Source organism: Bacteroides sp. (genome assembly GCF_030151085.1).
GTDB lineage: Bacteria > Bacteroidota > Bacteroidia > Bacteroidales > Bacteroidaceae > Bacteroides.
The window spans coordinates 27,334-49,406 of the sequence record NZ_JASLER010000026.1; the positions used below are offsets into that span (position 1 = coordinate 27,334).

General features: G+C 40.7%; 22 protein-coding genes. 10 read left to right on the top strand and 12 right to left on the bottom strand.

Annotated features, from left to right (window positions below; translation table 11 throughout):
* Positions 1-5 precede the first annotated feature (5 nt).
* From lpxA to Q1W14_RS04815, 7 genes are all read right to left on the bottom strand, one after another.
* Complete coding sequence (gene lpxA / locus Q1W14_RS04785) at positions 6-782, bottom strand: acyl-ACP--UDP-N-acetylglucosamine O-acyltransferase (RefSeq protein WP_300699650.1); 777 nt, start codon at positions 780-782, stop codon at positions 6-8.
* 7 nt (positions 783-789) lie between these two features.
* Positions 790-2,175 (bottom strand): bifunctional UDP-3-O-[3-hydroxymyristoyl] N-acetylglucosamine deacetylase/3-hydroxyacyl-ACP dehydratase, encoded by a 1,386-nt coding sequence (locus tag Q1W14_RS04790; protein ID WP_300699651.1) that lies wholly within the window; start codon positions 2,173-2,175, stop codon positions 790-792.
* A 3-nt stretch (positions 2,176-2,178) separates the two neighbouring features.
* Positions 2,179-3,219 carry a UDP-3-O-(3-hydroxymyristoyl)glucosamine N-acyltransferase gene (gene lpxD, locus Q1W14_RS04795; RefSeq protein ID WP_300699652.1) on the bottom strand — a complete coding sequence of 347 codons (1,041 nt, stop codon included), beginning with the start codon at positions 3,217-3,219 and terminating at the stop codon, positions 2,179-2,181.
* Positions 3,220-3,303: 84 nt separating this feature from the next.
* Positions 3,304-4,533, bottom strand: coding sequence for an HD domain-containing protein (locus Q1W14_RS04800; RefSeq protein ID WP_300699653.1), 1,230 nt, complete (start codon positions 4,531-4,533; stop codon positions 3,304-3,306).
* Positions 4,533-5,357, bottom strand: coding sequence for an orotidine-5'-phosphate decarboxylase (pyrF, locus tag Q1W14_RS04805; protein WP_300699654.1), 825 nt, complete (start codon positions 5,355-5,357; stop codon positions 4,533-4,535). The genes Q1W14_RS04800 and pyrF overlap by 1 nt, the downstream gene beginning before the upstream one ends.
* Before the next feature lie 37 nt (positions 5,358-5,394).
* On the bottom strand, positions 5,395-6,507 hold the full coding sequence (prfA, locus tag Q1W14_RS04810; RefSeq protein WP_300699655.1) for a peptide chain release factor 1: 1,113 nt from the start codon (positions 6,505-6,507) through the stop codon (positions 5,395-5,397).
* Positions 6,508-6,511: 4 nt separating this feature from the next.
* The gene (locus Q1W14_RS04815) at positions 6,512-7,678 is read right to left on the bottom strand and encodes an AIR synthase-related protein (protein WP_300699656.1); all 1,167 of its coding nucleotides are present in this window, start codon (positions 7,676-7,678) and stop codon (positions 6,512-6,514) included.
* A gap of 694 nt (positions 7,679-8,372) precedes the next feature.
* Here Q1W14_RS04815 and Q1W14_RS04820 point away from each other — a divergent pair.
* The 7 genes from Q1W14_RS04820 (at position 8,373) to Q1W14_RS04850 (ending at position 14,653) form a co-directional block, all read left to right on the top strand.
* Positions 8,373-9,305, top strand: coding sequence for a hypothetical protein (locus tag Q1W14_RS04820; RefSeq protein WP_300699657.1), 933 nt, complete (start codon positions 8,373-8,375; stop codon positions 9,303-9,305).
* Between the two features lie 151 nt (positions 9,306-9,456).
* The gene (locus tag Q1W14_RS04825) at positions 9,457-9,642 is read left to right on the top strand and encodes a hypothetical protein (RefSeq protein ID WP_300699658.1); all 186 of its coding nucleotides are present in this window, start codon (positions 9,457-9,459) and stop codon (positions 9,640-9,642) included.
* Between the two features lie 24 nt (positions 9,643-9,666).
* Positions 9,667-9,879: a hypothetical protein gene (locus tag Q1W14_RS04830; RefSeq protein ID WP_300699659.1), complete on the top strand. Its 213-nt coding sequence runs from the start codon at positions 9,667-9,669 to the stop codon at positions 9,877-9,879.
* 31 nt (positions 9,880-9,910) lie between these two features.
* On the top strand, positions 9,911-10,819 hold the full coding sequence (locus tag Q1W14_RS04835; protein WP_300699660.1) for a hypothetical protein: 909 nt from the start codon (positions 9,911-9,913) through the stop codon (positions 10,817-10,819).
* Complete coding sequence (locus Q1W14_RS04840; RefSeq protein WP_300699661.1) at positions 10,803-11,306, top strand: tetratricopeptide repeat protein; 504 nt, start codon at positions 10,803-10,805, stop codon at positions 11,304-11,306. The genes Q1W14_RS04835 and Q1W14_RS04840 overlap by 17 nt, the downstream gene beginning before the upstream one ends.
* A 34-nt stretch (positions 11,307-11,340) precedes the next feature.
* Positions 11,341-12,507 (top strand): mechanosensitive ion channel domain-containing protein, encoded by a 1,167-nt coding sequence (locus Q1W14_RS04845; protein ID WP_300699662.1) that lies wholly within the window; start codon positions 11,341-11,343, stop codon positions 12,505-12,507.
* A gap of 97 nt (positions 12,508-12,604) precedes the next feature.
* The gene (locus Q1W14_RS04850) at positions 12,605-14,653 is read left to right on the top strand and encodes a HAMP domain-containing sensor histidine kinase (RefSeq protein WP_300699663.1); all 2,049 of its coding nucleotides are present in this window, start codon (positions 12,605-12,607) and stop codon (positions 14,651-14,653) included.
* Here the strand turns inward: Q1W14_RS04850 and Q1W14_RS04855 are convergent.
* Together Q1W14_RS04855 and Q1W14_RS04860 are read right to left on the bottom strand one after the other, a co-directional pair.
* Positions 14,643-15,695, bottom strand: a complete 1,053-nt coding sequence (locus tag Q1W14_RS04855; RefSeq protein WP_300699664.1) for an endonuclease/exonuclease/phosphatase family protein — start codon at positions 15,693-15,695, stop codon at positions 14,643-14,645. The genes Q1W14_RS04850 and Q1W14_RS04855 overlap by 11 nt on opposite strands.
* Positions 15,695-17,155, bottom strand: a complete 1,461-nt coding sequence (locus Q1W14_RS04860) for an aminoacyl-histidine dipeptidase (RefSeq protein WP_300699665.1) — start codon at positions 17,153-17,155, stop codon at positions 15,695-15,697. The genes Q1W14_RS04855 and Q1W14_RS04860 overlap by 1 nt, the downstream gene beginning before the upstream one ends.
* Before the next feature lie 280 nt (positions 17,156-17,435).
* Here Q1W14_RS04860 and Q1W14_RS04865 point away from each other — a divergent pair, with 280 nt between their 5' ends.
* Positions 17,436-17,669: a hypothetical protein gene (locus Q1W14_RS04865; protein ID WP_300699671.1), complete on the top strand. Its 234-nt coding sequence runs from the start codon at positions 17,436-17,438 to the stop codon at positions 17,667-17,669.
* Between the two features lie 29 nt (positions 17,670-17,698).
* Positions 17,699-18,301 carry an OmpH family outer membrane protein gene (locus Q1W14_RS04870; protein ID WP_300699666.1) on the top strand — a complete coding sequence of 201 codons (603 nt, stop codon included), beginning with the start codon at positions 17,699-17,701 and terminating at the stop codon, positions 18,299-18,301.
* 79 nt (positions 18,302-18,380) lie between these two features.
* Here the strand turns inward: Q1W14_RS04870 and Q1W14_RS04875 are convergent, their stop codons facing one another.
* Positions 18,381-18,857: a copper resistance protein NlpE N-terminal domain-containing protein gene (locus tag Q1W14_RS04875; protein ID WP_300699667.1), complete on the bottom strand. Its 477-nt coding sequence runs from the start codon at positions 18,855-18,857 to the stop codon at positions 18,381-18,383.
* Between the two features lie 46 nt (positions 18,858-18,903).
* Entirely contained in the window at positions 18,904-20,199 is a 1,296-nt protein-coding gene (locus Q1W14_RS04880; protein ID WP_300699668.1) for a hemolysin family protein, read from the bottom strand.
* 97 nt (positions 20,200-20,296) lie between these two features.
* Between Q1W14_RS04880 and Q1W14_RS04885 the strand changes: the two genes are divergently transcribed.
* Complete coding sequence (locus tag Q1W14_RS04885) at positions 20,297-21,109, top strand: alpha/beta hydrolase family protein (protein ID WP_300699669.1); 813 nt, start codon at positions 20,297-20,299, stop codon at positions 21,107-21,109.
* Between the two features lie 10 nt (positions 21,110-21,119).
* Here Q1W14_RS04885 and Q1W14_RS04890 read toward each other — a convergent pair whose 3' ends face one another.
* The gene (locus Q1W14_RS04890) at positions 21,120-21,941 is read right to left on the bottom strand and encodes a DUF4595 domain-containing protein (RefSeq protein WP_300699670.1); all 822 of its coding nucleotides are present in this window, start codon (positions 21,939-21,941) and stop codon (positions 21,120-21,122) included.
* Positions 21,942-22,073 lie beyond the last annotated feature (132 nt).

Sequence of the window (22,073 nt, forward strand, 5' to 3'; positions counted from 1 at the left end):
AGTTTTTATTTGCCTGCGGGGATAATGCCTCGGGCTGATTCACGTATAAAGTTTACAATATAGCTTATTTCTGGTGCCATTTCTATTTCATCCTCAATCTTTTTCAAAGCATCAGTATTGTTCAATCCGCTTTGATAGATAATGCGGTATGCATTATGGATGTTTTCAATAGTTTCGTTAGAGAAACCACGACGACGCAATCCTACAATATTGATACCTGCATAACAGATAGGTTCACGTCCTGCGATGATGTACGGGGGAATATCTTTACTGAAACGACATCCACCTTGTATCATTCCGTAACCTCCAACTCTACAGAATTGGTGCATCAATACCGCACCACTTATAATAGCATAATCGTCAATTACTATTTCACCTGCCATCTTGGTAGAGTTGCCAATGATACAACCATTACCTATGATAGCATCATGGGCTACGTGTACGCTTTCCATAAGCAGGTTGTTGTTACCAACAATCGTTTTACCCTTGGCAGCCGTACCACGGTTGATAGTTACGTTCTCACGAATAATGTTATTATCACCAACTTCAGCAGTTGATTCTTCACCTCTGAATTTCAAATCTTGAGGAATGGCACCGATAACAGCTCCCGGGAAAATAGTGTTTCCATTGCCAATGCGGGCGCCGTATAGAATATTGGCATTCGCCATAATCTTGTTATTATTGCCGATTACCACATTCTTGTCAATGAATACAAAAGGAGCAATCTCTACGTTTTCTCCGATTTTTGCATCGGGATGAATATACGCTAAGGGACTTATCATAATTAATTTATTTGTTCTTAACTATTTGTGCCATAAATTCTGCTTCGCAGACTACCTTTTCACCTACAAATGCATAGCCTTTCATGGTAGAAATTCCTCGACGGATAGGAGCAAGCAACTCTACCCGGAAAACAAGCGTATCGCCCGGTACTACTTTCTGACGGAATTTCACGCCGTCTATCTTCATGAAATAGGTAGAGTAACGTTCGGGATCATCCACAGAGTTCAGCACTAACAAACCACCAGTCTGTGCCATAGCTTCTACCTGCAATACTCCCGGCATAACGGGTTCTTGCGGGAAGTGACCTTGGAAGAAAGGTTCGTTGGCAGTTATATTCTTTACACCTACAATATAATTGGCACCGATTTCAATTACTTTATCAACCAATTGGAACGGATAACGGTGAGGCAGAAGTTCGCGGATGCGGTTTACGTCCATTACTGGTTCGCGGTTCCAATCGTAAGTCGGAGCTTGAATCTCGTGCAGGCGAATTTCTTTGCGCATCTGACGGGCAAACTTATTATTGATGGTATGTCCCGGACGAGTAGCGATGATACGACCTTTGATAGGTTTACCAATCAAAGCAAGGTCACCGATAACATCGAGAAGTTTGTGGCGGGCACATTCATTAGGTGATACCAGCGGCTTGTGGTTGATATATCCCAGCTGCTTGGCATCCATGTGTGGAACACCCATCACATCGGCAAGCTTGTCATAGTTTTCCTGAGACATCTCGCGTTCGTAGATTACGATAGCGTTGTCCAAGTCACCGCCTTTGATAAGGCCGGCTTGTAGCAGCGGTTCTATTTCACGTACAAATACGAATGTACGGCTTGAGGCTATTTCTTCCTTGAATTTAGTCATATCCTCCAACGTTGCAAATTGGTTGGGGATAATGCTGGAATCGTATGATACCAATACGTTGAGGCTGAAATTCTCATCCGGTAGTACGATGATAGAAGAACCGGTGGTTTCGTCACGAAACTCTATTTTTGACTTGATGATATAAAAGTCTTTAACGGCATTCTGCTCTACAGTACCAACCCGTTCTATTTCGTTGACATAAAATTGGGCGCTTCCGTCCAGAATAGGGAATTCCGGACCATTTACTTGTATCAGACAGTTGTCTATACCCAATGCGTAGAGTGCTGCCATGCCGTGTTCAATAGTACTTACTTTTACTCCGTTTTTGGAGAGTACGGTGCCACGGGTAGTTTCGGCAACATTATCGGCAACGGCATCGATGGTGGGGTGTCCCTCTATGTCAATGCGTTGGATTTTGTATCCGTGATTATCCGGAGCCGGATTGAAAGTTACGGTTAGGTCAAGTCCCGTGTGAAGACCTTTCCCACTGAGTGAAAAGCTATCTTTCAGTGTTTTTTGTTTCAACATTGGTTACTTATTTATTTGTTGTTTTAGTTCATTCAATTCTTTGCGAAGTGCATTGAGCTCTGTGTACATATCGGGCAATCTTTTGTAGATAACGGATGCTTTGAAATATTGTTTGGCATCGTATGCAGGTGAACCCATAATTTGGCTACCTTCTTTTACATTTCCGGGTACTCCACTTTGGGCGGCTATACCTACTTTATTGCCAATGTGGGCATGTCCTGCTAAACCTACTTGTCCGCCAATCATACACCATTCACCTACTTTGGTAGATCCGGCAACGCCGGCTTGTGCCGCCATAACTGTATTTGCACCAATTTCATCGTTGTGAGCAATCTGAACTAAGTTATCCAACTTAACTCCTTTACGTATAATGGTTGCACCCATAGTGGCGCGATCCACACAGGTATTTGCACCGATTTCTACATCGTCTTCCAGTATAGCGATACCAATTTGAGGAATCTTTTCGTATCCGGCGGGAGTAGGAGCGAAGCCGAAGCCATCTGCACCAATGACCGAACCGGAATGCAGAATACAACGATTACCTACCCGGCAGTCATAATAAACGGTACAACTGGCATAAAGAATGCAATCACTACCTATTTTGGCACCGCTACCGATAGTAACGTGCGGATGAATCACTGTGTTGTCGCCAACTTCAGCGTGGTCACCAATGCAAGCAAAGGGTGCTATGTAAACATCCTTGCCGATTTTCGCAGTCTCAGCAATAAATGCCAATGGACTAATTCCTACACGTTTGGGCTTACTTTGCTCATAAAGATTTAGCAATTTAGCTAGACTTTCATAAGCATTGTCCACTTTTATCAAAGTAGCTTTTACTTCATGTTCCGGAACAAAATCCTTGTTTACCAATACAATGCTTGATTGGGTTTCGTATATGTAGGGGGTGTATTTGGGATTAGATAAAAAGGAGATTGCTCCCGGCATTCCTTCTTCAATTTTGGCAAAGGTATGAACGGTTGCATTCTCATCTCCAACGATTTCTCCTTGGATAAATGTTGCAATTTGTTTAGCAGAGAACTCCATAACTTATTCTTGTTAGATGGTTTCAGAACACAAATAACGGACTTTTTTTTTATATATCCTTATTCTGAGATGAATATTTTATACTTATCTATGAGGCCGTTGGTAGCATAGGTAGTATTTTTTTACCTTCTTAGACAGAAGTGATATGTTTAGCATATCCGATGCATCGGCAATATTCTTGATACTTCCGTCATTGTACAGGATATCGATACTATCATCTGCCTCGTCGTACATGTTCTTCTCGATGCTGGGGGTAGAAATGAAATATTTCGCTTCGGAGAGGGGAATGTCGAGTTGTTCGCTGATCTGCAAAGTAAGTTCTTTCTTCCGTTCCGGGCTGAAGGGTTCGTTCGATATCTCTACTTTGAAGAGGTTACGGTTTATCATGCCGGTGCTTAAGGTGGATAACACCTTGTCCGAGTGATTGCTCCATACTTTCAGGGCAGTCCAGATGTCGTTGTCATCCAATTGGATGAAATTCTCCAGGCACTCGGGGTTATTGTAAAATGTCTCCGGACTGATATTATTATAAAGAAAGAACTTCAATGCGGGAGAAGCAAACAGGTCTATGCCTTGTGTAGCTAATTCTTTAGCACGAAGCAAAGCACTGATGAGCATTTTCTCATACGCCACCGATGTCTTATGCAGATAAACCTGCCAGTACATCAACCGGCGGGCTGTGAGGAAATTCTCAATGGAGTAGATTCCTTTGGATTCAACTACCAAGTGATCGTCTTTTACGTCGAGCATCTTAATGATGCGGGCTGATCCAATATTTCCTTCGCTTACTCCTGTGTAGAAGCTGTCACGGCGTAGGTAGTCAAGACGGTCCATATCCAGCTGTCCGCTTACTAACTGATGCAAGAAGCGCTTGGGATATTCGTCTTTAAAGATTTGGATGGCAAGTGTCAGTTGGCCGTTCATCTCCTTATTGATACGTTCCATGAGCATTAAGGAGATAGTTTCGTGGGAAACGCCCGAAACAATCGTATCTTCCAGTACGTGCGAGAAGGGACCGTGACCGATGTCATGCATCAGAATGGCAGCCGCTACCGCTTCGGCTTCACTGTCGAAGATGAAGTTTCCTTTGGCAGTGAGATGTTGGATCGCTTCGGTCATCAGGTAGAATGCACCTAGCGAATGCTGGAAACGAGTGTGTTGCGCTCCCGGATACACGACGGATGATAACCCTAGTTGCTTGATACGGTTTAAACGTTGCAAAAGGGGATGCCGTACAACGTCGTACAGCAGCCCCTTTGGTATATTGATGAACCCGAAAACCGGGTCGTTAATGATCTTTCTTTCGTAAGACATTATAAAATTGCTTTCAGTTGTTCCGCCATTTCCGCTTGCACTTCCTGTGCGGCTTTGCGTGATGCGGCAGCAAAATTCTCTGTTTTATCTACGTAGATAATGCCACGGCTGGAGTTTACGATCAGTCCACAAGTCTTGTTCATGCCGTACTTGCATACTTCTTCCAGTGAACCACCTTGTGCGCCTACACCGGGAACAAGCAGGAAGTGTTCAGGCACGATCTTACGGATGTCTTCGAAAGCACGACCTTGGGTTGCACCTACTACATACATCATTTGTTCGTCGCTAGCCCATTCTTGAGATTTGCGTAGCACTTTCTCGAAAAGACGTTCGCCGTTGGTGTCTTCAGTCAACTGGAAGTCGTGAGAACCTTTATTGCTGGTCAGTGCAAGCAGAATAACCCATTTGCCTTCGTAGGTGAGGAATGGAGTTATGCTATCTTCGCCCATGTAAGGTGCTACGGTTACGGAGTCTATGTTCAGCTCTTCGAAGAAAGTACGGGCATACATGGCAGAAGTATTTCCTATATCACCGCGTTTTGCATCAGCAATGATGAATTGGTCGGGATAGTTCTGCTTAATATAGTTTACAGTCTTTTCAAATGAGATCCAACCTTTTACACCCATACTTTCATAGAAGGCGAGGTTGGGTTTGTAAGCGATACAGAGATCTGCCGTTGCGTCGATAATAGCTTTGTTGAAAGCGAAGATAGGATCTTCTTCTTTCAGTAAATGTTCGGGTATCTTCTTGATATCTGTATCAAGACCTACGCAAAGGAATGATTTCTTGCGCTTAATATTTTCAAATAATTCTTGCTTTGTCATCTTGTTATTTACGATTTAGCGATTTACAATTTACGATTTACAATTCACTTTCCTTCAATCTTTCCGCATTCTCGGCTACAATCAGGTGGTCAATGCAATCTTGTATATCTCCATCCATGAAGGCGGAGAGGTTGTAGATGGTATAGTTGATACGGTGGTCAGTGATACGTCCTTGCGGATAGTTGTAAGTACGGATCTTGGCTGAACGGTCACCGGTGCTGACCATAGTCTTACGCTTGGAGGCAATATCGTCGATGTATTTCTGATGTTCTTTGTCGTAGATGAAGGTACGCAGACGGGAGAGGGCGCGTTCTTTATTCTTGGGTTGGTCGCGGGTCTCGGTACATTCTATCAGGATTTCTTCTACTATGCCTGTATTGGGATTCTTCCAGTTATAGCGCAAACGTACACCGGATTCTACCTTATTTACGTTCTGACCACCGGCACCGCCGCTTCGGAAAGTATCCCATTTTATTTCGCCCTCGTTGATAACTACGTCGAATTCCTCAGCTTCGGGCAGTACGGCTACGGAAGCGGCAGAAGTGTGTACACGTCCTTGGGTTTCGGTAGCCGGGACACGTTGCACACGGTGAACGCCCGATTCGTATTTCATGGTACCATATACGCCATCGCCCGTTATGCTGCAAACGATTTCTTTGAATCCGCCGGCACTACCTTCGTTGGCACTGGATATCTCCATTCTCCAACCTTTAGTTTCGCAATATTTGGTGTACATCCGGAAGAGGTCTCCGGCAAAGATGGCAGCTTCGTCGCCACCTGTACCACCACGGATTTCGAGGATAGCATTGCGGCTGTCCTGTGGATCGGCGGGGACAAGAAGGAGTTTAATTTGTTCTTCCAATTCCGGTTGGCGGGTTTGGCAGATATCGAGTTCTTCGCGTGCCATGTCGCGCATCTCCTGATCGGTTTCGTTGGCAATGATTTCTTTGGCTTCGTCGATGCCGCCTAGTACTTGTATGTACTCTTTGCGGGCATTCATTAAGTCGCCCAGTTCCTTGTATTCCTTGGTGAGCTTGACGTAGCGCTTCTGGTCGGCAATCACTGCCGGGTCTGTAATCAGCGTTGAAACTTCTTCAAAGCGGGCAACGAGCCCTTCCAATTTTTCGAGTATGGTATTGTTATCTGCCATATATTTAATATCTGAATTCTCCGAATTCACTCTTGATAATCAACTCTTTCTTATCGCTCTCTTCGATACGTCCCACGATTTGTGCGTCAATGTTGAAGCTCTTTGATATAGCAATAACTTCTTCGGCATGTTCGGGAGAAAGGTAGACTTCGAGACGATGTCCCATGTTGAATACCTTGTACATTTCGCTCCAATCTGTATTGCTCTGCTCCTTGATGGTCTTAAACAAAGGAGGAACAGGGAAAAGATTGTCTTTCACCACGCGTACATTACCCACAAAGTGCAGAATCTTGGTTTGCGCACCACCCGAGCAGTGAACCATACCATGTATTTCAGGGCGAAGTGCATCGAGCAGTTTCTTTACTACCGGTGCATACGTACGTGTGGCTGAAAGTACCAATTTGCCTGCGTCCAGCGGACTGCCTTCTACGGCATCAGTTAATTTCAGTGCGCCACTGTATACCAGTTCTTCGGGTACTGCCTTGTCATAGCTTTCGGGATATTTCTCTGCCAGATATTTAGAGAAGACATCGTGACGAGCCGAGGTTAGACCATTACTGCCCATACCACCATTATATTCTTTCTCGTATGTAGCTTGTCCACAAGATGAAAGACCTACGATGACGTCTCCCGGACGGATATTGGCATTATTGATAACATCCGAGCGTTTCATGCGGCAAGTTACGGTAGAATCCACGATAATGGTACGTACCAAGTCACCCACGTCGGCAGTCTCACCGCCAGTGGCATAAACACCTACACCCATTTCACGAAGTTCGGCAAGTAACTCATCCGTACCATTGATAATGGCGGAGATCACTTCACCTGGAATCAGCAGCTTATTACGTCCGATAGTGCTCGATACGAGGATATTATCTACCGCACCTACACAGAGCAAGTCGTCGATATTCATTATCAAAGCATCTTGTGCAATACCTTTCCATACACCGAGGTCTCCGGTTTCTTTCCAGTACATATATGCCAGACTGGATTTAGTACCGGCACCATCGGCATGCATAATGTTGCAATACTCCGGGTCACCGCCCAAAATGTCAGGTATGATTTTGCAGAAAGCCTGTGGAAATACACCTTTGTCGATGTTCTTGATGGCATTGTGCACATCTTCTTTTGATGCGCTGACGCCTCGCATCATGTATCGTTGATTACTCATGAGTTAATAAGTTGGTTCGATTGAATGTGCAAAGGTAGTGATTATTCCGCTTATAGCCTTAGCTTTGCGTCAGAAATTACAGAGAGGAATGTGTATTTGTCCGGTAATACAAACCTTTGCTTGTCAAGAGCAGATTTACGAAAGATTAACGGACGGAAGGCTAAAGCCTCTCGTTTGTGTTATCGGAACACATCATGCGTTTACCCGAAACAGACCATCTGTTTACCTCAAACGCATCATCTATTTGCCCTGAACAGACCATCCGTTTTGCCACACCTCAACGTCTGAAATGCCGGGGCTTTTCGCCAAAACCACAGAGGTTTTCAAGGCAAATGCCAGCCATTTCACCTGCTTAAACCTGAGGTTTAGAGAGCTAAAGTGTAGCATTGGGGGAGCAAACATGAGGCATTTCAAACAAGAAGACGTGAGGGGGAACAAAAGAAACGGAGAAGCAATGCCTCTCCGTTTATCCTAATTTTAAATTGAAGTATCTATAAATTCACCTTACAAAGGTACAACATTGCAAAGGCGATGTCAAGTGTTTCGGCGATTATTTTAATATAGGTTCGATTATAGGGAAGTTTTATCGGATCGCAATAATAGTTTATCTTCCACTTGGTTTCAAGCTTTCTCAAGATGATTATCTTTGCATGCAGAATAGCTTTAATATAGAGCGAAGAATGAAATTTTGACCATGGAGAATTTGAAGAAACAAACAGGAACATTATCTTTTGTTCCTGAGGATGTTTTTAATGAGATAATAAGACGAGTAATAGAAAGGCTAAGGCTTAAAACACCCTCTTTGCCTTTACTTAAGGATGAAAGATATTACAAAATATTGTCCGAATGTTTTTTGCAGGGATATGAATATGATTTGGAAGACTTGGAATCTACACTATGTTTTGATTCAGAGGAAAATGATCGAAAGATAGATGAGTGGCTTGCTTTTAAGAAAGTGTACTATGAGTTAAAAGGGAGACCCAATCATTCCTTTAACCAGATTTTGAGAGATGATGATAAAGTATGGATTGATCTCTTCAAGGATCGTGTATCGCCCCAGGATGCCGCTATGGTTATAGATTTGATACAGTCAGTACGTCCGCTTGGTAAAGGTCGAACGAAAATTGAAATAGCGAAGTTGTTGGAATATAATTGGGATATTAAGGTTGGAAATGAGCATTATCATAATGAGCAAAATACAAATGTAAATGCGGGGGAAGCGGTTGAAGATGAGCGAGGAATAACTGGGCAAGCAGGAGACGAAAAAAAACAAGAAAAGAAGAAATCTGGTCCTAAAAAGAACCGTCGTTCCTTTCAAGAATTGATTCATGTAGAAGATAATAATGAACGATGGGAAAATATAAAGAAAATACTTCAAAAACTATTTGAAGATTATAGGCTGAGTAAAGAACGAGCGCAAATACTCTGGATATTATGTAAAATGATGAAGCGTGAAAAAGAAGATTTGCCATCATCAGAAGAACTTGCAGAAGCTTATGAAAAGGCATCTTTTTCGGAACTTATTTGCCGTAGCACCTTTAAGCAAAATCAGTTTGCTGCTATTGATGATAATTTTAAAAAGGAAATAGAAAGACAACTCTTTAAGGTATGCGATAAAGTCAGCTGATTATTTATATCCACAATGTCTGTAATGTCCGTAATGTCTATGTTAAAAACATAGACATTACGGACATCTTTTTTTTGTTGGGAAGTACTTAGTTTTGCAGCAGATAAATGAAGCGCTTTGTTATCACAGTATTAATTAAAAAACAAAAAGAATGAGAACTGGATTGTACTATACCGATACAGAATATCGTATCGAAGACGATGAAAGAGTGAAATATGTCTATATACCTTTACTGGACGAGTGGATGACCCTTGACGAATTTTATTTCGAGAAGCAACTGTACGATGACAGTATGGAAGATGCTGACAGAGATGATCTGGAACACGATAGATATTAGTTCTACTTTTAACTATCACTATTTATGAATCAATCTTCTTCGTCGCTTCTTTACAAGAGGCTTGTGAAATATATGCGGGATGATCGGATGAAAGCTCGTACTTGTCGTATAGGGTTGAGGCTGAATCGGGCTGTTTTATATCGTAAGTTCGCAGATAAGCTCCTCTATGAAGCGAACGAGGAGGATTATAATACAAAATTTACTATGAATAATATCATTGAAGGCGGTACGGAATGAAAGTTTCTCCCCTCGTCGTGGCAGGGTACTTGTGAAAAGTAAGAATGGTAATGAATGCGATACATTGAAAATCTGGCAAGCCGATAAACCTACCTCCGTGAAGTTGGAAAAAGCGGAATTGAATGTTCCGAAAGAAGGCGGAGCGTATCGGGTAAAGGTAGATGCCGATATTGCGGTGGCAATGAAGCAATGGCAGGTATTGGGACCGGAATCTGATTTTGCGGATATATCCCCAGGGGAATCTATATCTCCTGAGGAGGTATTTAAATCGCCTCTCTTTTATTATGAGAATAAATCAGGAATATCTTACGACGCCAGTTTATCGGCTGACGGGCAGTACTTGGAGATAAAGGTGAATCCTGCATTAAGCGCACAGCAAGGAGATGCTGTTACTGTTACTATCTACGGTGAGCATGAGAACAAAGAAGCGAAGCTAACTATCAAACAGGAGCCAGATCCAACGAAGGTAGTCCGTTTGCGTTTAGCAAAATTTGGGGAGCAGGTATTTGCCGGCATTTTCGATCAGTCTTATAAAGCTTTAAAGCAGATTTATACTCAAGAGGAACTGTATAATCGCCAGGGCGAGCAGGAACAAATATATAATGAATGGAGAGCTTTCATCAATCATGAGTTGACAGCAGACAATAATCGTGTAAACGAAGCACGAAATCTTTGTTATTCGGCGGTGAACCGGACATTGTTTATGAAGTATGGTGTGCAGATTTCCCAGAAGGAAGATTTGACACCTACAGATAGTACGGCTATAATAGCGTTATTGGATATGCAACGCTTTATGTTGTACTATCAAATGGCTAATATTTGGGGACAGACTGTGTGTGTGGATGAATACTCTTCAGGTATAGAAGGTATTAATAGACCTGCCATGACAAAAAAAGAACTATTAGAGCATTTCACCCCCTTCTTTGTTGTTGCTACGTGAATATCTGCCTGCCGAAAAATCTGCATTAAAAACGGCTGATGATTATTTCTTCCCTTCCCGTGATGTGCCTTCTTTGTTTTTAGCGCGTAACTATGTGGAACAGAATCAGTATGCTAAGGCTAAAGATCTATTGACTGAAATAGTGAATAGTGGCAGATACAAATTGGATGATATGGTTTATGGAATGCCCGAGCCTAAGCCTCAAACGACTCGTGCTGCGCAAAGCTTTGAATCTGTTTCAAATATCTGTTTCAGCTATGTGGAAGTGATGCTGATGTTATCTGAATGTGAGTATCGTCTAGGTAATTCTGCTCGGGCCGAAGAGTATCTAAATACAGTTGTTGCTGCCAATGTCGGTACTCCGGCTTATTCGTCTGGTTGGGGAGATAATAATAATGTTGATATATGGCTTCGGAGAAAAATAATAAAACTCCGAAGCCATTTTTTTGTTTCAACTTTATACGTTTGCAAACTTCTTTATCTTTAAACTGTTATACTTAATATATCAAAATGAGACAAAGATGAGTTTAGGGAGTTGGATGAATAAGATCCTCATTGATTGGGGAGTTGACCCGAAGTTTGCAAATATGTTTGATGAATCGATTATTGCAGTATTAATGATTATACTGTCGATTGGGCTGGACTATTTGTGTCAGGCAATATTTGTTGGTGGTATGAGACGTTATACGAAACGATCACCACACACATGGAATACCTTATTAATGAAACGTGGGGTAGTACATCATTCAATACATATTTTACCTGGAATTTTGATTTACTTCTTATTGCCTTTGGCATTTGTACAGGGTAAAGAAATGCTGGCTATCTTTCAGAAAATATGTGTAGTATATATTATTGTAGCGGTACTGTTAACTATCAATGGCTTGCTGCTTGTCATGCTGGATGTATACAATTCAAGGGATAAGCAGAAGAGCCGTCCTATGAAAGGATTTGTACAGGTACTTCAAGTTATTCTTTTCTTTGTGGGTAGCATTATTATTATAGCAGTATTGATAAATAAGTCTCCAATGAGTTTGTTTGCCGGTTTAGGTGCTTCGGCAGCCGTCCTAATGTTGATATTTAAAGATAGCATTTTGGGTTTTGTAGCAGGGGTACAATTGTCAGCTAATGACATGCTTCGTATTGGTGACTGGATTTCCTTGCCTAATGATACTGCTAATGGAACTGTAGAGGAAATCACGTTGAATACGGTAAAAATCAGAAATTGGGATGAAACCATTTCTACTGTGCCACCATATAACCTGGTGAACAATTCCTTCCAAAACTGGCGTGGTATGCAGGAAAGCGGAGGGCGCCGGGTAAAGAAGAATATATATTTGGATATGACCACTCTGAAATTTTGTACGCCCGATTTGCTGGATACTATTCGAAAAGAAGTTCCTCTGATGGCTGACTATCAGCCAGCTGAAGGCGAGGTACCTACCAATGCACAACTTTACCGCATCTATATTGAACGCTATTTGTGCAGTCTTACTGTAGTAAATCAGGATATGGATTTAATTCTCAGTCAGCTTGAACCCACCACCTATGGAGTACCTATTCAGGTTTATTTCTTTTCACGTAATAAAGTTTGGAAAGAGTACGAACGCATTCAATCTGATATATTTGACCATTTGTTGGTAATGGTGCAAAAGTTTGATTTAAAACTGTATCAATATTCTGATTAAATTATGTTTCGTAACTAGCCTGCACCTTTTTTCCCCTTTTTGAGTTAAAATATAGATTAAATGTCTAATTTTGCTCCCTGTCATTAATTTGATAGAAATGAAAATTCTATTACTTCTTTTTATTATACTTTTTTATTCGTCTTCAACCTTGTCTAATAATGTGCAGGCAGATAGTTTGAAGGCGGTATTTGTTCATGCAAAAACGCAAAAAGAACGAATGTCCGCCTGTTTGAATCTTGATAATTATTACAGAAATTATCTTTTTATAGATTCTTTGCCACTAACCCGAGTCCTGCTTGAAGAAGGCATAAAGGCAAAAGATGAATATATTATTTCTGATGCGTTACGTAAACTTGTGATGTCGATCAATCGTAAAAAGCGAGTGCTGACTAACGATTCAGTTATTTACTATCTAAATTTGGCCAATGAAGTTTTGACCGGAGAGCGCAAACGGAGTTTTATTGCAGAAGTCCGTTTGAGGCATATCCGCTCGATAGCCGACTGGACAGAAGATGAAAACCAGGTTATTGAACAACTGTCTGCAAAATATAACAATTCTAATGAAAATCCTGAAGATATCTATTTTCAGATAGAACGTAACTATGCATTGGGAATGGCAGCTGCTTTGGGTATTTCGAACAATGGAGTAGATACTTATAAGAATGCGTTGCGCTATTTTGAACGCTTGTTTGAGCTCATACAAAAAGTACCTGTTAAATATGGAGCTGAGATTCTTTTTTGGGTGAATGAAAATATTTATATAGGCTATATCAACTCAAAAGAAAATACCAAAGTAGTGGCCTTCCTTGAAAAAATGATGGATATTCTTGAGCGATATCAAGAACTTCCTGAGGTAAAGGCAGATATTTATCAGAACTTTGAATATGCTAATGCACTTTATAATGAAGGATTATCTCGCTTTCCGACAATAGTTGGGTATCAAAAAGCATTAGATTGTTTGAAAAAAGCGGAGGTGATGCTTCGTCAGAGAAATAATTTGTTGTCTTTCTATTTTACTATAAAGGGGTTTTATGAAGATATGAATGATTATAAAATGATTATTCTTTATGGAGATTCGATTATCGATTCTATAAATAATGATAATACTCCTACCACATACTCTGTTTGTGCTAGTGTATATAAGGATCAAGCTGAAAGTTATGCTGCTTTGAAGAATTACAAAAAAGCTTATGAATTGATGTTGGCGAACAGTGAATTGCAAGAAAAAATAACAAATGAAGAGTCACAACAACTTCGTGCAGACATGGATGCCCGTTATGATTTGGGTCATCTTGAACTGGAAAAAGAAAAGCTAACCTCACGAAACCGACAGATTGCCTTCTTTTCCATCCTTTTTGTATTTGTACTTTCTGTTGCATGGGGAATCAGTCAACGTTTTCATTTGAATAAGCTAAAGCGGATGCAGAAGAAATTGATGGAATCGAATGATGAAGTCATCCGGCAGAGTGAGAAGGCTCAAGAGAGTGAGAAAATGAAAACGGCTTTTATCAATTCAATGTGCCATGAGATTCGTACTCCGCTTAATGCTATAAATGGATTTAGCAGCCTGTTACTGGACGAAACGATAGATGCCGAATGCAAACATGAGTTTCCTGAATTGATTCAGAGTAACACGGACTTGTTGACTGGACTTTTGAATGATTTATTGGAGGTGTCCAACTTGAGTAGTTCAGTAGAAGAACTTCCAACAGCTCAGGCTGATATTCTGGAGATTTTCACTGAGGAGATGCGAAAGCTGAAGTCTACTAGCGGTAAAGACAGTATTCATTATTGTTTAGATGTAGCGGATGACTGCCATGAAATTCGAACGAATGTAATTTATCTCTCGCAAACCATTGCCCATTTGCTGAGTAATGCTAATAAATTTACGGAAAGTGGACAAATAACCTTAAGTTGTCACAAGGATAAGAATGGAAAATTGGAAATGAGAGTGACAGATACAGGTGTTGGAATTCCTGTTGACAAGCAAGAATGGGTGTTTGACCGTTTTACTAAGATAGATGACTTTAAACCAGGAAATGGTTTGGGACTTTATATTAGTCGGTTGATTGTTACGCGACTTGGTGGAACTATCCATATCGATAGTGGTTATACCGATGGTACAAGCTTTGTTATTAATATATGAGTCTGAAGTCAGCCCATACTGGAAGGTGATCGCTATACCCTTTCTGGTATTTCATTCCATAAAAAGTGCGGAAAGGTTGTTTGCCTCCATACTTTTTGTCTTCGGTTAGTAGAAAGGGAAGACTAAATACATCTGCATTTGCTTCATTGGTATAAAGCGGCGAATCTTCTTTCAAAAGATCCCCGCAAACTATAATATGGTCCAGTAGCCCCCATTCTCCCTGAAACTTGTAGCTACCAAAACTCTTTTGTGTATTGGCTCTCCTGGCTAACAGATGGTATAAACTATTTCTGTGTATAGAATTCTGAATGGCAGGCGGGGCTTCTGCCTTTAATATCTGCTGTATGGATTTATTGTTTGGATAATCATTGAAATCACCTAAGATTAGGATTTGCGAATGATTGCGTACCTGATAAATACTATCAACTGCCTCTTTTAATCTTTTTGCCGCCAATATTCTGTATGGTTCAGATATTTTGGCACCACCTGATCTGGATGGAAGATGGGCAACAAAAACATCCAGAGTATCTTTGTTTAATATCATGCCACAGACGTGAAGAATGTCTCGCGTAGGGCGACTATTCTTATTGGGTTTATCTATCGGCAAACTTTGGTATGAAATTAATTTGAAAAGACTTCGTTGATATAGTAATGCCACATCAATGCCGCGTTCATCGGGTGATTGCGTCATTACGTATCGATAATCAGCTTCCCTTAATATGGAATACCGGGTAAGGTCGTGCATGACACTGTCATTTTCTACTTCACATAGGGCAACTAATGCAGGTGGAGCCCATCCGCCAATTGCGGTAATGACTCGTGCTATATTATCGAGTTTCTTCTTGTATTTTGTATAATTCCAATGACGTAAAGCATCAGGCAGGAACTCATAATCATTCTTCAGACTATCATGCCGGCAATCGAACAAGTTCTCTACATTATAGCTTGCTATGCGGAAAGTGAGGGTATCTTTTTTCTCTTGCCCGTACATTGTATAGAAGTACGGGCAGAGAAAAAGATATATAATAAGGAATAACTTCATTATTTGTTGGCAGGGACATGCTTCAGGATATCCAGCAAATGCTTCCAGAATTTTTCTACGGTAGGAATAAGCATACGTTCGTCGGGAGAGTGTACTCCTTGCAGGGTAGGACCAAAGGAAATCATATCCAGCGCGGGATATTTGTCGAGGAACAATCCACATTCCAAACCGGCATGGATAGCTTTTACTTTAGCATCTACACCAAACAGGCGTTTGTAGGATTCTGCTGCTATTTCCAGAATTTCAGAATGGGGGTTAGGCTTCCAACCCGGATAACCGTCTCCAAAGGTTACTTTGGCACCTGCCATTTCAAATACGGTGCGTACCATGTTCGCAATATCTTGTTTGGAAGAGGAGATAGAACTACGCTGGCTGGTTTCAAGACGGATGATGTTGCCCGGTTTCATCTTGACGGAAGCCATATTTGTGGAAGTCTCCACTAATCCGGGAATATCCTGACTCATGGCGAATACTCCATGAGGTACGGCATAGAGAGCTTGCAATAAATGTTTGGTGGTATCTTTGTCGATAGCTTTCTGACGGGCGTTCTCTGATTCCAATATGAATTGTAAATCTGGATCTACTACGGCATATTCTGCTTCTACTTCAGCTGCGAAGATGTTAAGATCGGTGCGCAGGGCATGTTTATCAGCATCCGGTATGGCAATGATTGCGTAGGCTTCGCGGGCAATGGCATTGCGTAAGTTGCCACCATCTATTTCGCAAAGATACATATCATACTTATTGAAAGTCTGGCTGAGGAAGCGGTTTAGTATTTTGTTGGCATTGCCGCGTCCTAGATGGATATCACCACCTGAGTGACCACCTTTCAATCCTTTTACTTGTACTTTGCAGAAGAAATAACCTGCGGGTACATCTACTTCTTTGTATGTAAATTCGGCAACAGAATCTATGCCGCCGGCACAACCGATAAATATTTCTCCTTCGTCTTCGGAGTCGAGGTTCAGGAGGATATCTGCATTCATAAAACCTTCTTTCAAGGCGAATGCACCGGTCAGTCCGGTTTCTTCATCTATTGTGAACAGACATTCCAACGGACCATGTTCAATGGTATCATCGGCAAGGATGGCCAGTTCGGTAGCTACACCTATACCATTGTCGGCACCCAGAGTGGTACCTTTGGCTTTCAGCCATTCACCGTCTATCTCTGTTTCAATAGGATCTGTAAGGAAATCATGCTTTACATCGTTATTCTTTTCGCAAACCATATCGACATGCGATTGGAGTACAACTGTTTTACGATTTTCCATACCCGGAGTAGCAGGCTTTTTCATCAGTACATTGCCTACCTCGTCGGTCAAGGTTTCCAACTTATGTTTTTCTCCAAACGCTTTTAAATAAGCAATAATCTTCTCTTCCTTCTTTGAAGGACGAGGAACCTGGCAGATTTCTTCAAAAAAATGAAATACGCCAGCCGGTTTTAAATCTTTCTTTTCCATATATAATGATTTATTGGTAGCCCAACACCATCGTTGAGTAGCCTTAATTTTCAATTTTCGATTCTCAATACTCATTGATTTAACCTGTCAATACTAAATATAGTTAAAACGATTGACTATTTTATTTCCCTTTCTCTTTTTTTAGAGTAAAAAAGGCTAGTTAGTCCAACCAAAGCCCTATATTTGCACACACAAAAATAGTGTAAATCGAATGCAAATGAAAATTTATTTTCGCTTTTGCTGAGATGCTACCTATTTTCATATAACAAAATTAATGGAAATGCTCGATACAGTATTGATAACTTTGTTAATAGTTGCTATTTGCGTTCTTTTATTGGGTTTGAAGATCTTTTTTGTAAAAGGAGGCAAGTTCCCTAACGGTCATGTTAGTGGTAACAAAGCAATGCGTGATAAAGGAATTAGTTGTGCACAATCACAAGATAGGGAAGCACAAAATAAATCTCGTTTCTCCATTGATGAGTTGGAAAAGACCTTAAACGATAGTATGAATTAACTATATTAAAAATAATATTTTATCAAATTATGAAGAGATTAAACTACCTCATGAACGGTTTGGCTGCTCTTGCTCTAATCGTTTTATTTTCTCAATGTGCCGGTAAAACTGATAATCAGACGACAAATGCTCCTGCACAGGGCGGTGAATTATCTGGAATGAAAATTGCATACGTTGAGATAGATACGCTATTGGCTAAATACAATTTCTGTGTAGATTTGAATGAAGCTATGGTAAAGAAGAGCGAGAATGTTCGTTTGACGCTGAACCAGAGAGCAGGTGATTTAGACAAACAGAAGCAGGAATTCCAGACAAAAGCTCAGAATAACGCTTACCTCACTCAAGAGAGAGCACAACAGGAATACAACCGTATCGCTAAGTTGGAACAAGACCTACAGGCATTAAGTCAGAAATTGCAGGCTGAGTTGATGAGCGAAAACGAAAAGAACAGTTTGCAGTTGCGCGACTCTATTAATTCTTTCTTGAAAGAATATAATAAGACAAAAGGTTATAGCATGATCATCAGTAACACTGGTTTTGATAACTTGTTGTATGCTGATAGCTGTTATAACATTACTAGAGAAATTCTGGAAGGCCTGAATGCAAGATATTCTTCTCCGGCTAAAAAGTAACAGAGGATATAATAAAAAGAATAGAGGTTATCTCAAAATTGAAATGAGATAACCTCTATTTTTTTATACCAAGTTCTGATTATTTCACCTGGATAATATCATAGTTCAAGTCGCTGACAGCTTCTTGCAAGCTATCGTTAACCAGACGCAAGGTAGTATCGTTAACTACAACAAAGTATACAGGAGCGTCGCCATTGCTAGGAGTCAACTTGTAAGCTGTCTTCTTGTTCTTGTTAACGTCTTTCTGAATTACTTCTTTCTTTCCTTTGGAAGTGAAGCTCTTGTTCTTGCCGGCACCTTCTGCATCCAAGTAAGTAGTTACCAGTGTATAACCGCTTTCTCCGTTAGGGCCAACGCTATCTACACTCAATACATATTGAATACCAGGACCGTCAGCAGCAGGAAGAATACCTTCGTAAACGGCTACGGCAGAAGAGTCATTTCCTGCAACAGCCATTACACCCTCATCCATGGCGGAGTCATTGCTTTGAGTTCCTTTTGATTGGCAGGATACCAATGCAGCAGCGATTGCTGCAATCATCATTACTTTTTTCATTGCTTTAAAAATGGTTTAAGTTAATATAAAAAGACGCCCGTTAGCGTTATTTTTCTTTGTCTTCTCTTTTTATGACGAGCAACTTGTCCACTCTACCACGGTCCATATCTACAATTTCGAAGTCCAGATTCTTATAGGAGAACAAGTCTCCGGCTTTCGGTACCCGTCCTATAAGGAACATGGCAAGACCGCTGAGGGTGGTGAAGTCCTCTTCCTTCAGGTCATCATAGCTCAATATGCCCATCGTTTCCATAAAGTCATCCAAATTCATGGAAGCTTCTACAAGCATTGAACCATCCTGCCGGGTAACTATTTCTTCTTCTTCTGTTTCATTCTCGTCAAGAATGTCTCCGAAGATGCTTTCTGTCAAATCATGCAGGGTGATGATCCCCTCTGTATTTCCATACTCATCTACAACAACTCCGAACTTATTTTTGTTCTTCTTGAATAGCTCTAAAACTTTTTTTGCATATAAACTTTCTGGAATAAACAAAGGAGGACGGGCTATATTACGTAAGTTAAAGGGCTGCTCGTCACCTGACATCAGTATAATATCTTTTACCGAAACGACTCCGAAAATTTCGTCTTTTCCTTTTTCTATCAGTAGGTAATTGCTGAAGTTATGTTCACGGATGATGTGTAGTATATCTTCCTGAGTATCGGAAGTATGCAATACTATGAGGTCGCGCCGGTGAGTCATCAGGTCATTGGCACGTTTGTCCGAGAAACGGAATACGTCTCGTAGCATCTCTGTTTCATCCTTGTCGATAACACCTTGTTCCGAACTTTGATGTAGAATCATTTTCAGTTCGTCTTGTGTCATTTGGCGTTCTTCGCCATTATTCAATCCAATAATCTTGTTCATTAACTTTGTAGAAGCACTGAGCAGACATACGAATGGATAGGAAATCTTGGTCAGCACAATCATAAAAGGGCTGAGCATGGTAGCCCACTTTTCAGGATTACTCAATGCCATAGACTTGGGCACTAATTCACCGATGATAAGTGAGAGGTAGGTAATGATAGCCACTACAGTAACCATGGCAAGGGTATCGGCGTATGCTGCCGCACCGGGAATCATAAGGAATAGTGGTTTTACATCATCAGAAATGGTGGCTCCACCGTATGCACCCGATATGATACCTATTAATGTAATACCGATTTGAATGGTGGAGAGAAACTTTTCCGGTTCTTCCAATTGTTTTAGTACTCCTTTGGCTCTTTTGTTTCCTTTGCCGGCAATCGTTTCGAGGCGTGCTTTACTGGACGATACCAAAGCTATTTCATACATGGCGAAGATACCGTTCAATACAAGTAAAAGTAGAATAATAATAAATTCCATAGTAGGATTTCGAATAGTTTATGTTGCAAAGATAATGTTTTTTCAGTATTTATTATTAATATTGCCCCCCGTTAGAAAAAATAAAACAACGAAAAACATGAAAAGAAGAGAAATGTTATTAAGTTTCGTGCTGTGTTTGTTTACAATAGGGGTTCAGGCAGCACGAGTAGACACCGTAATGGTGAAAAGTCCTTCTATGAAAAAGGAGGTAAAAGTGGTATATGTGATACCCGACAAAGCTATTGATAAAAAAGCTTGTCCTGTAGTTTATTTGTTGCATGGTTTTGGGGGTAATGCCCAGAGTTGGGTTGCCTTGAAACCCGAATTGCCACAGATTGCGGATGAGAAAGGAATGATTTTCGTATGTCCCGACGGTAAGAATAGTTGGTATTGGGACAGCCTTAAAGACCCCTCGTATCAGTATGAGACATTTATTTCCTCGGAGTTGGTGAATTATACAGATACCCATTATGCTACTATTGCGGATAGAAAAGCGCGTGCCATCAGTGGTTTGAGTATGGGTGGGCATGGTGCATTGTGGAATGCAATCCGCCATAAAGATGTATTTGGTGCCGCATGCAGTATGAGTGGTGGTGTGGATATACGTCCGTTCCCCAAGAATTGGGAAATGAGCAAACAACTGGGTGAATACGATGATAATAAAGTTGTTTGGGATGCTCATACCGTAGTCAATCAGCTTGATAAACTAGAGAATGGAGATTTGGCATTGATTATTGATTGTGGCGAAGACGATTTCTTTCTTGAAGTGAATAAAGACTTGCACAATCGTTTGTTAGCTAAGAAAATTGACCATGATTTCATTACTCGTCCCGGCGGACATACCGGAACGTATTGGAACAATTCAATAGATTATCATATCCTCTTTATCGATAAATTCTTTAAGAAGTAGTAGATAGATGTTATTCTATGCTCACTTTTATACTTCTTCTATCTGTTCTGGTTACTTCTGATTGATTGCCATATTTGTCGTAAACTGTTCCGGTAGAGGTGGTTGCTATGTTGATTGTGGTAGGCTTATTATTAGTGTCTAGCTGGTATATATAATCAGTCCATTCTTTATCATTATTTTCTGGTGCAGTGCGTATAACTAGATGATCACTTTGTTTGCCTAATAAGCGTGCATAAATTGCATTCACATGTAAAGACAACGGATATACATCTGACAAGTAGGAGCATGGTAATTGATACTTGTTTAAATCATTACCAGTCTCACATAGAATTTTCAATGCATTGTTGCAGATTGTTTGCAAGTTTCCATTGCTATATTGTAATGTTATTGAGGTGTAGGGAACGCCGTCAATGTCTTCTTCTATTTGCGTTAAGTAATCATTGGAATAGATAAATCTATACTCTCTTGTCTGGTTTGCCATCTGGTAGGTACATTGGGTGGCATAACCATTACTTCCTAAAGTATATGTTGCTATATTTTCGTTATTATCGGTGAAGATGGCTTTATCATTTGCATAAGAACAGTTGATTTCTTGTGTTAACTCTTGTCCGTAAAATTCTTGTACAGTTGAGTGGGAGAATAGTTTGTTGTCTGTGAATAAGTATACGTCTTTCACAGATACGTTGCCACCATCACTGCTTATGGTTTCTGATAAAGTTATTTGTGATACATTTGGAAAGGGACTAATAATTGGTTGTGTATCTTTTTCATCCTTACAGGCAGAAAAGATGCTTGCTGTTAATAGCAATAATATAAATAATTGCTGTTTCATATTTGTTTGTTATTTGATGCGTACTGCATGGCTAGCACGTTTTTCAATCGAGTTAGCAATAGTAGTGACTTTCAGGGAGCGGGTTTCTTTTTTATCCAATTCTATGCTTCCGTCTATAATACCGAGTGCTGT

Bases quoted from the DNA above. Each gene is read 5' to 3' on its own strand.
- Q1W14_RS04820 (WP_300699657.1), top strand. From the start codon at position 8,373: ATGGAGAATTTGAAGAAACAAACAGGAACATTATCTTTTGTTCCTGAG.
- Q1W14_RS04890 (WP_300699670.1), bottom strand. From the start codon at position 21,941: ATGAAACAGCAATTATTTATATTATTGCTATTAACAGCAAGCATCTTT.
- Q1W14_RS04825 (WP_300699658.1), top strand. From the start codon at position 9,457: ATGAGAACTGGATTGTACTATACCGATACAGAATATCGTATCGAAGAC.
- pyrF (WP_300699654.1), bottom strand. From the start codon at position 5,357: ATGACAAAGCAAGAATTATTTGAAAATATTAAGCGCAAGAAATCATTC.
- Q1W14_RS04880 (WP_300699668.1), bottom strand. From the start codon at position 20,199: ATGGAATTTATTATTATTCTACTTTTACTTGTATTGAACGGTATCTTC.
- Q1W14_RS04800 (WP_300699653.1), bottom strand. From the start codon at position 4,533: ATGTCTTACGAAAGAAAGATCATTAACGACCCGGTTTTCGGGTTCATC.
- Q1W14_RS04845 (WP_300699662.1), top strand. From the start codon at position 11,341: ATGAGTTTAGGGAGTTGGATGAATAAGATCCTCATTGATTGGGGAGTT.
- Q1W14_RS04885 (WP_300699669.1), top strand. From the start codon at position 20,297: ATGAAAAGAAGAGAAATGTTATTAAGTTTCGTGCTGTGTTTGTTTACA.
- Q1W14_RS04875 (WP_300699667.1), bottom strand. From the start codon at position 18,857: ATGAAAAAAGTAATGATGATTGCAGCAATCGCTGCTGCATTGGTATCC.
- lpxD (WP_300699652.1), bottom strand. From the start codon at position 3,219: ATGGAGTTCTCTGCTAAACAAATTGCAACATTTATCCAAGGAGAAATC.
- Q1W14_RS04850 (WP_300699663.1), top strand. From the start codon at position 12,605: ATGAAAATTCTATTACTTCTTTTTATTATACTTTTTTATTCGTCTTCA.
- Q1W14_RS04830 (WP_300699659.1), top strand. From the start codon at position 9,667: ATGAATCAATCTTCTTCGTCGCTTCTTTACAAGAGGCTTGTGAAATAT.
- Q1W14_RS04870 (WP_300699666.1), top strand. From the start codon at position 17,699: ATGAAGAGATTAAACTACCTCATGAACGGTTTGGCTGCTCTTGCTCTA.
- Q1W14_RS04790 (WP_300699651.1), bottom strand. From the start codon at position 2,175: ATGTTGAAACAAAAAACACTGAAAGATAGCTTTTCACTCAGTGGGAAA.
- prfA (WP_300699655.1), bottom strand. From the start codon at position 6,507: ATGGCAGATAACAATACCATACTCGAAAAATTGGAAGGGCTCGTTGCC.
- lpxA (WP_300699650.1), bottom strand. From the start codon at position 782: ATGATAAGTCCCTTAGCGTATATTCATCCCGATGCAAAAATCGGAGAA.
- Q1W14_RS04855 (WP_300699664.1), bottom strand. From the start codon at position 15,695: ATGAAGTTATTCCTTATTATATATCTTTTTCTCTGCCCGTACTTCTAT.
- Q1W14_RS04860 (WP_300699665.1), bottom strand. From the start codon at position 17,155: ATGGAAAAGAAAGATTTAAAACCGGCTGGCGTATTTCATTTTTTTGAA.
- Q1W14_RS04865 (WP_300699671.1), top strand. From the start codon at position 17,436: ATGCTCGATACAGTATTGATAACTTTGTTAATAGTTGCTATTTGCGTT.
- Q1W14_RS04815 (WP_300699656.1), bottom strand. From the start codon at position 7,678: ATGAGTAATCAACGATACATGATGCGAGGCGTCAGCGCATCAAAAGAA.